Origin of the sequence: Fibrobacter sp. (assembly GCA_024399065.1) — a bacterium.
Taxonomy (GTDB): Bacteria; Fibrobacterota; Fibrobacteria; order Fibrobacterales; family Fibrobacteraceae; genus Fibrobacter.
Genome location: JAKSIB010000002.1, coordinates 148666 through 161671 on the forward strand (window position 1 = coordinate 148666; position 13006 = coordinate 161671).

The 13006-nt window shown below is 50.1% G+C and carries 2 protein-coding genes; both read left to right on the forward strand.

What is annotated here, in order from left to right:
* Nucleotides 1-404 precede the first annotated feature (404 nt).
* The gene (locus tag MJZ25_01850; protein ID MCQ2122906.1) at nt 405-6962 is read left to right on the forward strand and encodes a glycoside hydrolase family 9 protein; all 6558 of its coding nucleotides are present in this window, start codon (nt 405-407) and stop codon (nt 6960-6962) included.
* A 106-nt stretch (nt 6963-7068) separates the two neighbouring features.
* The gene (locus tag MJZ25_01855; GenBank protein MCQ2122907.1) at nt 7069-12966 is read left to right on the forward strand and encodes a glycoside hydrolase family 9 protein; all 5898 of its coding nucleotides are present in this window, start codon (nt 7069-7071) and stop codon (nt 12964-12966) included.
* The last annotated feature ends 40 nt before the right edge of the window (nt 12967-13006 follow it).

Sequence of the window (13006 nt, forward strand, 5' to 3'; positions counted from 1 at the left end):
ACAAGCGGGGTTTTGTTTTTCACAGTGAGACACAGAGCGCTCGTTTCCCCAAAAAAAAGCTCCGTTTTCAACGGGGCCTTTCTCATTCACTGTGAGACAAAGCTAAAAAACGCCCACAAGGCGTTTTTTTCTTTTTGGGGACAATCCGTTTTTTGCTCGAAATGCGGGATTTTGTATCTCAAATCACACCTTTTTGCAGGGTAAACTTTTCGTAACATTTACGTTTTAAAATTTTATCTTTTACGATTAAAAGTCCACACTTTTGGGAGCAGTAAAGGAACACTTTCTCGCCTATTTGTGAGCCATTTCACAATTTTAAATCTATTTTAAAAGTATCGTGTTTGGTATGTTGGGTCGGGCATTTTGTGTCCGCTGTTTTTGGATGTAATTGAAAGGAGGCGTTTATGCCGCTGAAAAAACTTGTTGTCGCTGCCTTGGCCGCAACCACCTCTTTGATGGCTGCAGTTGATAAGAATCAGTCTACTCCTTACGACCTGATTAGGCCCGTCTGGCCCTTGACCTGGGACACAACTGCCTTCGACAATTTCGATACAAACGTCACCGTCAAGCACAACATGGTGCCCAAGAACAGAAAGCCTGCTGCTTTCGCTCCCAACGAATATATTCCTGATACATTGAATCAGGCCTACTGGGACAATATCAATACCCATATTTCGCCCATCCGTATCAACCAGGCAGGCTACCTGGAAAGGGATCCGGAAAAGCAGTTCTACTATGTGGGCAAGGCGACAACCTTCGAAGTTGTCGACGTTAACGGAAACTCCCTTTCTCCCAAGGTTACTGGAACATTCTCCAGCTCCAAGGGTGAAACCGAATCTTCCTGGGTAATCGTTGGCGGTACAAACGCAGCAACAAACGACAAGCAGCGCTACCGCGTTGAATTCAACGGTCAGGAAGGTTCCGTTCTTGTCGGTAATATTCCGTCTGCAGGATTGACTCCCGAAACACGCTACCGTATCAAGGTGGGCAACGACATTTCCAGCACCTTTATTATTAGCGACAGAGTTTACTCCATGGTGCGCAATGCATCCATTAAATTCTTCGGTATCAACCGCAGTGGCGATAGCGAATCCTGGTTCCACCCGGCAAGCCACACCTTGGATGGTGGCGCACCCTCCGATTCTGGAAAATACGGATTTGACGAATCCCTGGCAGGTTCTCTTGCCGGTGGTTACTACGACTGCGGTGACCATCTGAAGGAATCCCAGACCCAGATGTACGCATTCATGGTAGCAGCAGTAATGGCCGCCACCAACCCCGACGCCGATGAAGACGTTTACGCATACAACCATAACGAAGCCTTGAATACCGATGGTATTCCCGACATGCTCCGCGAAGCAAAGCACGGTGGTGACTTCGTACTGCGTTCCTATCGTCGTGCAAAGGGCGTCATTGATGACATGGCTCTTTCCGTAGGCGACTTCGGCTCTGACCACGGTTGGTGGGGCCGTCCTGAAAGCCAGGACAAGCTCCCTCTGGACCCGTCCAAGGGCGACCCGGCACTGCGTCGTGGTGGTCCTCTTTCCAGAACCGTCCGTCTTGGTGAAATTGGTTCCAATATCGGCGGCGAAACCGTAGCCGGCCTTGCAATCCTCTCTAAGGACTACCAAGTATTCGATCCGGCCTTTGCAGACTCCTGCTTGATGGTCGCCGAAAAGATGTACGACTTTGCAAAGAACCTGGCTCAAGGCAAGTCCAGCTATGATGGTGGCAAGCCTTTCGTTCACAATAAGAAGGCTGCAGGTTGGAACACTCCCGCTTACAACGGAAACAATGAATTCGTAGACGACATGGCACTTGCTTCTGTAGCCCTTCTTTACGCTACAGGCAAAAAAGAATACGCGGATGATGCTCTCCGTAATAAAAATATGTATCCAGGCCAGCAGTTCCACGACACTCCCGCCGACCAGGCTCCTGGATTCTTCAGAGGCGGCTGGTTCGTCACCAACGACAAGGGCTTCTTCAAGAACGGTAAGAACACCAGCTGGGCAAACGCATACGCTTTTGCAACCTACGCTCTTTATAAGTTGATTCTTCAGGATAAGAACAAGGCTATCACGGAATACGGCCTTGACGAAACCGAATGGCTCAACGCAGTCGAAGACTGTATCTCCAGCATGATCAGTAACCTCGGTGAAAGCAGCAACGAAACCTTCACCGGAGCAATTGAACTGCCCAAGAGCGGCAACTGGAAGGACAAATATGGCGGCATCAAGTACGATCCCATGTGGTACGCCATGAAGACGGACCAGGAATGGATTTACAACCGCTACCAAGCAGGTAACATTTTCGAAGTCCTCGCCTACGCAGACGTCGCAAACGACATCAAGACCAAGGGACTTGTCCTACCCAATATGGGAAGCCCGGACTGGAAGGCCGACGAAATGTACCAGTTGGGCATCAACCAGCTCAACTACCTGTTGGGTGTCAACCCCTGGGACATATCTTTCATCTTGGGTATCGGTGATAAAAACGATGCCCACCCCCACCATCGTGCAGCCAACCCCGAAGGTAAAAACATGCCAGGCGCCAACTACAAGTACAATCCTCCTGTGGGCGCCCTCTATGGTAGTGTTGTTCCCGGCAAAATGGTCAATGGACGAATGAACGGCCTCGGCAAGTTCGGCATGTCTACCATGATCAATGGTACAAAGAACATGATCATCGCCGAAAAGATGAGCTGGGAAGACTACGAAATTTCCGAAACCTGTATCGACGCTGCAGCATCCCTTGTAAGTACCGGTATGCTCGCTGCCCAGAAAATTGACAGAAAAGAACGTCCCAAGGTCAGCGTGGAAATTCGCCACGTCAGCATGGACTCCGCAATCGTCATGGTGAAGTTGTCCAAGCGCGGTTTTGCCCAGCTTAGCTACGGTACCGACGAAAAGTCCATGACCACCGCCGCCGCCCCCGATAGCAACATCGCCGGCATGCAGCACGAAATCATTCTCCGTGGTTTGGAAAAGGGTACAACCTACTACTTCTACGCCACCGGCACCAACGCCTATGCAGCCGACAGCATCACAACCAAGTACATGGTAGACAGCACCCAGACTCCGTTCTCCTTCACCACTTTGAACGCAGTTGAAAGCGCACAAATTGCAAATATCACCGTATGTAACATGTTTGGCGATACTGCAGAAGTGATGTGGTACACCCCCAATGGCGAATACGAATCCAAGATTTACTGGGATACCGTCCCCCACGCAAAGGCTAGCGAATTCGCATTCAATTCCGGCAACGGCAATGCAGACATTTCCGGCATTCCCACCAAGTTCCATTATGTGAAGATTGGCGGTCTTAAGGAACAGACCACTTACTACTACATGGTTGAAAGTAACGGTGTCCAGCAAAATGTGGACGACAACGGCAAGATTCTGAAATTCACCACCCCTGTTGGCTGGTACGACTTCTCTGTAAGAACTTACCAGTATGAATTCAGTGGTCTGGACTTCCTGAACATCAACATCTACAATAACGAATCTAGAGCATTTGATAGCCTCGAACTCCGCATGTACTTCACCGCAGTCCCGGAAGACGTGGAAAAGTGTGCTTTGCTCATTGATATTGATATTCCTCAGGCTTACGATGAAGCAGGCTTTAACCACCCGCTTCTGGACAAGTACGGCAACGACGTTCAGACCGAAACTCGCGCCCTTATGCGTAACGCACGTCCCGTTCGTCTTGACGACACCTACAACGCAGCAACTGGCGAATACGACTATTACTTCCCCGTACCTCTCGGTGGAACAGAAATGAAGTCTTCTTCCAGAATCCGTCTGGACTTCGCATTCTCCTACGGTATTTCCAACGACGGATACCAGACCTGCGAAACCTTGAGACAGCGTCCCAGGAAGCGTATGAGCGCAACCTCCGGAGACTGGTCTTGGCGTCCCCATAAGTTCCAGGTGGATGGTGCAGACTACGACGGCATGCCTGCCGAAGAAAAGGAATACGGCGACTTTGACGTAGACATTCCTATCAACCCCTACATCACCGTCTATCGTAAGAACGAATTCATTTGGGGCTACAGTCCTTCTTCTCAGGAAATGAGCACCAAGAAGGCTCACTACGAAATGGAAGTGACCTACGACGCTCCGTTCAATGTCTCCGACGGTTCCTACGTACAGATCGACCAGACCAGCAGTGTCGTTCACGTTACCGGACACGCCTACGTTTCCGAAGGTGGCTACATCACCAAGGTTTGGACTAACGGTCAGTTGCTCGACGCCGAACTTCGTGAAATCGAAGGCGAACGTTATCTCGTATCTCCCACCTACGGAATGGTCGCCCACTACAACTCCAAGGGCGAAGAAAACGACCAGGACTCCCTTGGCCTCTGGACCTTGGATATTCCTGTGAAGATGGGTATCGGTAGTAACAAGATTGACATCACCCTGTTTGCAGGCGCCGACCCCAACAATCCGGAATGTGCAGAAAACGGCGGCTGCGCCTTCGTGAACAGAACATACTACGTACAGTTCACCCGCGGAAACGCAACCGCATCTGCCTTGACCATCAAGGGTGAAGCAGGAAACAGCGTTGACTCCCCTGCAGATCCCAAGGGAACAAGTTTCTACATCTACCTTACCGACAAGGACAAGGCCAACTACAAGGGCACCCTGAACGTCAAGGTACTTAACAGAAAGAAGCAGGATTCCTTGATGGTAAAGATGGTTGAAGACGCTGCCAACCCAGGTTCCTTCAAGAGCGCTAACTTGATTACCGCATTGAACGTCTCCAAGAATTCCAGAGACAAGGACAAGCAGATTTCCTTCTTTGCCGGCGACACCATCCAGGTCATCTACTTGGATCCGGACGATCCGGAAGACGAATCCAGGCAGTCCTTCTTCGCAGAGGCTACAACACCGCTGCCGGAAAAGATTCTCGCCCAGGATTCCGACTGCGATAACACAGCAGACAAGTTGTCCATCCAATTCTCTAATGCTCTTAACGCAGCAATTTGCAGCTTTGACAGCATCCGTATCTTCATCGAAGGTATGAGAGATTCTGTCACCCTTGCTGTGGACCAGGCTTCCGCCAAGGACAAGGATGTGGTCGTAATCGACCTGCCGGCAAGTCTCGGTATTCCGGAAAATGCAAGTCCCACAGGCAAGGCAACTCTGTTCATGACTGCAGAAGGCGAAGTAAGCTATACCGAATTCAATATTTCCGATGGTATCCCGCCCCGTCTCCAGAGCGTTACCATCCTTGAAAATCCGGATAGAAAGGAAGACTCCTACGATATAGTAATGATTTCCTTCACCGAACCGGTACAGCAGATCAAGGCATGGCCTCTCAGCGTAACCGGTCTCGACGGAGCCGCAGTTCCTCAGACCTCCATCCAGGTTATTGAAACTCCGTCCACTGATAACGACGGCAAGAGCTACATGTTCACCATTGCAGGCAACAGCAAGGGCGAAATCCTTCCTGTTGGAGGCGAAGCCGCCATCAGTTCTACTGTACAGATTGCAGACTTCGGCTTCAACCAGTTGGTACCCAAGAACAACTGTAAGCAGGTGTTCATTGCGGAAACTCCGAAGCCCGTTCCTGTAAATCTTGCAGAAATGCGCGACCTGGAAGGCGACGGCTATCCTGACGAAATCTATATCCGATTCGAAAAGAAGCTCCGTCCCAAGGATGTTCTCGACAGCTTCGTTGTCGAATGGGGTTTCAACTCCGAAACCAGAAGCTTCATTACCAAGGCAGACACTTCTACTCACCAGATTGTGCCCGTAGACAACTCCTGGAGCATCCAAGACAGTATTGGCGAACCCTACGAAATCATGATTGATTCTGTAACGTCAATCGTAAGGGACACCTTCAGTATTGTGACCATCAATATTCCCACCACAAACTCCTTCACACAGGGAGCAACAACTGGTGCATACGATGGCTACGGCAGAATCACTCCGCGCCTGGGTCCGGAAGGCGGCTTCTTCGACACCCGCTATCCGGTCAGCGACAAGTGCCCGCCGGTTGTCGTAAGCGCAACCTGGAAATCTGCCGAAATCAAGGGCAAGCAGACAGACATTCTTGAAGTGATCGTGTCCGAGCCCCTGGATACTGTCGCCCATAATACTGATTACTTTGAACGTTTACGCGATGGCAGTGCAGGAACCTACTATAGTCCGCGAACCAACGCCGCTCACTCCATCTATAAGTCTTCTACCAGAGGCTACACCTTGACCTATTCTCACGACGCCTCGGGTGCATTCTGGCTCACAGACTCTATCCGACTGGTTCCTGTCGCAGAACGTTCCTACCTGAAGGATAAGGTTGGTTTAATTGCTGGCGCAGGCACCCCCTGGGTACCTATCGTTGGCCGAATCACTAAGGCCAAGTTCAAGGTTGACGTGCTTGAACCGATTACTGCCGTGAACAAGGAAAACATTTACGGCGGTCTGCCTTTGCTCCCCAACGAGCACTTTAGACTTTCCGTCAAGAACAAGGAAGGTGCAACCATCGTTGTGGCTTCTGGATCAAATAAGCTCCAGAATGTTGCTAGCGCACCCATCCCCAACTACGAGCATGCTGGTCCGGTCTTCAAGATCGAAGTCACCATGCCCGAAGTTCTTGCAACAACGCAGCTCGGAGAAGCTAAGCGTGCCTACGAAGTCGCCATTGCTGTTGACTTCTACAGCAACATCGGCTCCTTCGTAAACAGCACCACCTACAAGTTCAACCCGGCCGACTTTACGGATTACATCTCTGCAGCAAACAGTTCTATCACCTTCTATCTTGAATGGTGCGCACCTAAGGACTATCCGCTGAGTGCTGAAGGACGAAAGATTGCTACAGGTCCGTACATCGCCAAGTTTAACGCAAAGGCTAAGGGCAAGTACGTTGCAACCGTCCCTGATGAAGGGGACAACCAGAAGAGTTTCAACGCCAACGAAACCCTTACGAAGACATTCGGATTTAGGAGAAGCAAGAAATAAGATGATTTCTTGACCTGACATTCGCAACGAAAGAATGTGACCTTATGGGCTCACATTCTTTTACGTATTTAGAATTGGGAAAAATAGAGGAATGATGATGAAAAAAATGCTTGGTTTATTCGTTTTGCTTACGTCGCTTTTCGCTGGAGAAGCGTTCGCTGACATGGGCCTGCCCAATTTGGACAGAACCGACAAGACCCATGAACGCCGTTATCTGGACTCCATCAACGTTTACAATCGTCGTCCGATTCGTTTGAACCAGAGTGGTTTCAGACCCCAGGACTACAAGTACGCCTACGTGGCCGATGCTACAGAAAAGAAGTTCTACGTCATCGACGCCAACAGCGGTGCCGAAGCCTGGAGCGGAACTCTGACGGAAATCTCCTACAACGAGCCGATTAAAGATGCTGATGGCAAAGTTACTGGTCACCGTCCGGCAGCCATCAAGAAACCCAACATGTACGTCAATGGACAATTCATGCAGGGCGACGACAACAAGTTGTACGAGTTCGGCGTACGAAGTGACGAGACCTCTGCAACAGAAAGGCTTTACCGCGCAGACTTCACAGGTCTCTCCCCTTCTACTCCTGGTGAATATTTCGTGGTTGTGGGCAAGGACACTTCCGCCACCTTCCATATCCATCCTTCCATTTTCAATTCCATTCTTGAAAACTCCCTGAAGTTCTTCGGAATCCAGCGTTGCGGAAATACCAAGTCTCATTTCCACGGTGCTTGCCACTTGAAGGACGGTTCCGCTGTAGGTCACGATCTTACCGGTGGTTGGCATGACTGCGGTGACCACTTCAAAGTATCTGAAACCCTGGGCTATACAGCCTACGTTCTTTCCATGGTGTACCTCACCTACCAGGATAAGGCAGAAGACCGTTACGGTAATTCCTATGCAGACACCGTGTTTACCGATGGTATCCCCGATATTTTGTACGAAGCAAAGATTGGTACCGACTACCTGCTGAAACTTTACAATGCCTCCAAGGCAGACGGTCTCATTGAAAAGGGCGACATGTATCATTCCGTGGGTGTATCCCAGGCCGACCATGAATACTGGGACTTGCCGGAACGTCAAGATGGCCAAACCCCTGCAAAGGGTGGTCCCGACCGCGTTGTTCTCACTGACATCGGTTCCAATACTGCAGGTATGTTCATTGCAGCCATGGCAAACGTAGCCGTGGGTTACCGCGTTTACGACGCAGAATACTCTGACTCTTTGATTGCAGCTGCCAAGGACATTTACAAGAACGTTCTTATGCCCAGCTTCGAGAATTACATTTTCGGAGGTAATCCTGGCAAGACGACAGCCTTCCCCGGATTCTACACCGGCGGCGGTCCGCTCTATGATGACGGTGCCGCAGCTGCATTGGCTCTTTGGTATGCTACCAAGGATACGACCTACCGGTACGACCTCTATAAGAACAAGAACATTTTTGATAACGAATCCAACTACCATTTCAACCTGGATTACTTTAGGGCAGGTTTCCTTGGCAACCCCAGTGGTTTCACTCAGGGTGGTTGGGCAACAGACTACCAGAACATCCATTCCTATGTTCTCTTCGCCTTCCAGAAGTTGATCTTGAGCAATGAAGCAACCGCAACAGAATACGGTCTCTCCCCTGCAGAAAGAGACACCCTTTCTATGCGTACCATTGCAACGTTCCGCAAGGTTCTAGACAACAGCACTAACGACGGTGACTCCCTAGTTCTTGAAAATCCGGCAACACAGGGCGAACCCCACGAAGGTTCCAGCAAGTTGCATGTCATTACGCCCTACAACCTGGTTTGGACAAGTTTCGACTGGGGTGTCATGCGCTACAACATGGGCACCGCAAACGCAATCTTCTTGATGTATGAATTGACCGGTGACGAACGTTACCTCCGTGTCGCCTTGGATAACATGTACTTCATCTTGGGCGCAAACCCCTGGGATGTTTCCCTCCTCATTGGCGCAGGCGACAAGAACCTCAACCATCCCCACAATCGTTCAGCAAACCCCGACGGATACAACGCAGGCGGTATGCCTTACGAATATAGAGCTCCTCTCGGTGCCTTGATGGGTGGACGCGACCCTAACAAGACCTTGAGTGAAGACGGTATGGAATGGACCTGTACCGAAACCTGTATCGACTTTACTGCACAGTTCCTGTTCCCCGCACAGAGTCTCGCTCAGTCCCTGCCGCTGGATGTAGATGGTCCGTTGTTCAGCAACATTGCCGGCACACCCATTACCAAGACTTCCGCAATCATCAGCTGGGATGCAAACGAAGTGGCCCTGGTGACCGTATTCTACGGTACAAGTCCCGATGCGTCTACAGCAAAGTCTGTTGAACAGAAGAAAGCAAGCAAGGGCGGCTCTGTCACCATCGAAGGTCTCGTTCCTGGCGAAACCTACTACTTCTTCCTGGAAGGCATGGACACCAAGCGTAACATGACCACCGATGATAACCATGGTCAATGGTACAAGTTCACCATGACCACCACCGACACGGAAATCAGCGGAGTTACCATCTGCCAGGTGGATCATCGCAGTGCAAAGATTTACTGGTGGAGCAGCGACCGTATGAACGGTGTTGTGAACTACGGCACCTCTCTCAGCAATTTGACAGAAACACAGACTGCAAACGGCGGCGCAGTGCTCTTCCACGAAGCAGAACTCACCGACTTGAAGCCGGGTACAACTTACTACTTCAATGTTTCTTCCGGCACAAAGACCGACAACAATGGTGGAAAGGGCTACAGTTTCACCACAGACGCCTATTCATCCTACGCAGATCTTGATATCACCATCAAGCCCAGTTCCTACCAGGACGCTTGTACCGACTGGAAGGACTGCAAAAAGTTCTACTTCAACATTTCCAATAACGACACGATTCCCTTCGAAGATTTCGAAGTCCGTCTGTACCTTAGCAGCAATAATCTTTCCGCCATTTGCAATATCGCTCAGCCCTATGGTGGTAACGGCATTGTAAATGGCAACGTCCAGATTACATTCGGCACTGCACAAAGCGATGGCCTCGGTGCATACTACCTGCCAATCTTTGTGAAGGGTCTCCTGGAAGTTTCCGGTAGAATCCAGTTCGAAGTCATATTCAAGAACTACGATCCCAATGTAAAGACCGCAACCTTTGGCGACTTGGTAGACTCCTGGTCACTCCGCCCCCATACCGCAGCAGACGATCCGGAACAATTCAAAGGCGTCGATCTTACAAAGGGTCCCTACTACACTGGATCTGAATCGAAATACGTCGAAACGGTCAATGGCGTCCGAGAAGTTGCTTTCGTAAGAGACCCCTACATCGCAGTATTCTACCACGATCGTCACATCTACGGTTACACTCCGGACTACACTCCGGAAAACGGACCGCAGGTACACCGCACCGTCGACTTGCAGTTCACTTCTCCCTTCAAGAGCCCGGAATACTCTGTTGAAAAGCTTGAGTACAAGACTCTCTACGAAGGCTTCAGCAGTGTCTCACCTAGCGGCTTCCTTGACGATCTGGAAATGAACGGTGTGTCCCAGAAGTTTAGCTACGACAAGGGCAACCGTACGGACTCCTTCGTATTCTCCAAGGACACTACCCTCGCCTACGGCAACAACTACACAGAATGGGTAAGCTGGCATAACCACGGTGCAAACAAGAATACCGAAAACAAGTACGATTGCGCCTGCGCAATCTACCGCACCAACGTGGAAATCGACACAATCACCACTCCGCTGGAATCCCGCTACCTGGTATTTGACAAGAAGGAATACTCTGCCTACACAGGCAAGAGAGCCGAAATCACCGTCCAGCTTTTGGACAGCACCTTGGCACTCATTGACACCGTTGACCTGACACTAAACATCATTACAGACAAGGGAAATGTCATCTTCTGGAATTCTGCAACAGCAACAATTCCTGTTACCAGCATTACCCTCGTTAAGGGTGTCGCCACCTTCTATATCAGCTCCGAAGCAGAACTTGAAGCAACCATGGTTGCAAAGACCACTTCTTCTCAATACAACTACCAGTCTGGTACCGCCAAGCTCGTTGTTGAAAAACTTCCGGACTGGCCGATTATTGATGTGGCCAAGATGGTTGATCTGGACTGCGACAACATTCCTGACGCAATCAATATTTCCTTGACCAATGAATATCTGCCGAACCAGTCGTTCCAATCCGTCACCTTCGATTACATGGGCGTGTCCTACGAAACAACAAAGGTCATTAGCCTTAGCGGCAAGGAACTGGTGGTTGGCATCGATGTTCCTAAAAAGATCAACACCGCTCCCTCCGGAAAAATTTGGTTGAATTCCAAGGTCGGTTCTGCAATCAAGAGCCCTGAGGACTTCTACCAGGATGGAATTTCCCCGTCTGTTTTGTCCGTTTCCGTATTGGAAAGACTTCCCGACGCAAAGAGCGACAAGGTTTATATTGAATTCAGCGAGACAATCTCCGCTCCTGGCGAAGACTGGCCCCTGCAACTGTTCGACACGGACAAATCCTCAAAGGTTGCCGCACCGACAGTAAAGTTCTCCAAGATTTACAACGACTCCTTGAATATCTGGGAATTCGAAATTGAATCCGATGCAAGCGGCAATGCGGTTGTAACCGAAGGCATGTATGCCCAGTTGATGAGCAACAGCGCCATCAAGGACAAGAACGGAAACGGAGTCTCCGCCCTTTGCGGCCAGCCCATTCTTCCCATCCAGTTGAAGTTGATTCCTATTCCCATGTCCTTCGCCTCCATTTCCGATGAAGACAACGATGGTCTCGCAGAACACGTGGACATCACCTTCGAAAGAGAAATGGACAGCAGACACATGCCGGATAGCATTTCCATCATCTTCGGCACGACAGAACCTGAAACTTTGTGGGTTGCAGGAAACAAACTTAACGTCGGTTCTACAGCAACCGAAGTTTCCATCAATCTTGCAACGCCGTTCAGCTACGGAATTACCAGCGGAACCTACAGCGGTTCTTCCAAGGGCTTAGCCGTTGAAAATGCAGGTCTTGTAACTCAGCACCTCGGCTCCGGCGCAACTTACGAAGAAAACTCCGTACTTGGAGAAGACAGGGTTGGTCCCGTAATCGCCTCCGCAACAGTCAAGACGACAAAGAGCGTTGACTTAGTCCTCCTGAACCTTTCGCTTAGCGAAGCTGTGGCCCAGACGGACAAGGCTCTTCCGCTCTATGATCAAAAGCAGGGTGACAAGGTCACATCTATCACAACCAAGGATGTTGCAACAACGACCATGGTTGGAAACAAGCAGATGACCATTGGTTACAACAGTTCCAGCGATCTCGCCCCCAACGACGGAGACTTCGTTCGTTTGCTCCCGAAGAATCTAGGTACATTTATTGATATGCAGGGCAACATGCCTGCAACCAACGCTCCGTGGGTTCCGATTTCCAACAGCGGTAAACCGAAGATTCAGTTCAAGGTCAATCTCGTAGACAAGGTTACCACTTCCGACAAGAATGTCGTCTCCGCAGTTCCGAGCAACAAGAACATCAGACTTTTCATTCTGAACCCGAAGACAAAGAACCTCGAACTCATCCAGAACGAAAACGTGGTACCCATGGCCCAGGCCATCGATTCCACATCCTTGCAGGGTGCCGTTTGGAAAATCGAGCTCACAGTTCCTCGTGGGGCCTCCGGTATCGAAGCTCCCGCTTGGGATTCTCTGAGAGTCCGTTACAACATGCCTATCTACACGAATATCGGCAGCTACGTAAATCGTCTGGTAGGAAAGTTCAATGTAAGTTCAAGCCAGTATCTGTCCTCTGCAGGCAAGGTCATCTTCTTCGCAGAATGGGCTAGCATGCCTGGCACAGGCCTCCAATCTGAAGATGGACAATCTGCAGGTACCGGCGCTTACATTTACAAGGCTCAGCTGAGTACAACCTTTGTCCCGAACAAGGATAAGGATCCTGAAATCGTCAAGAAGTTCTCCGGCAAGAACTCCTATGACAAGACAGAAACCTTCGGTATCAAGCGAGTAAAGTAACATGGCCGAAAGCCTGTATTCAGATTCTCCCTACCTGCTG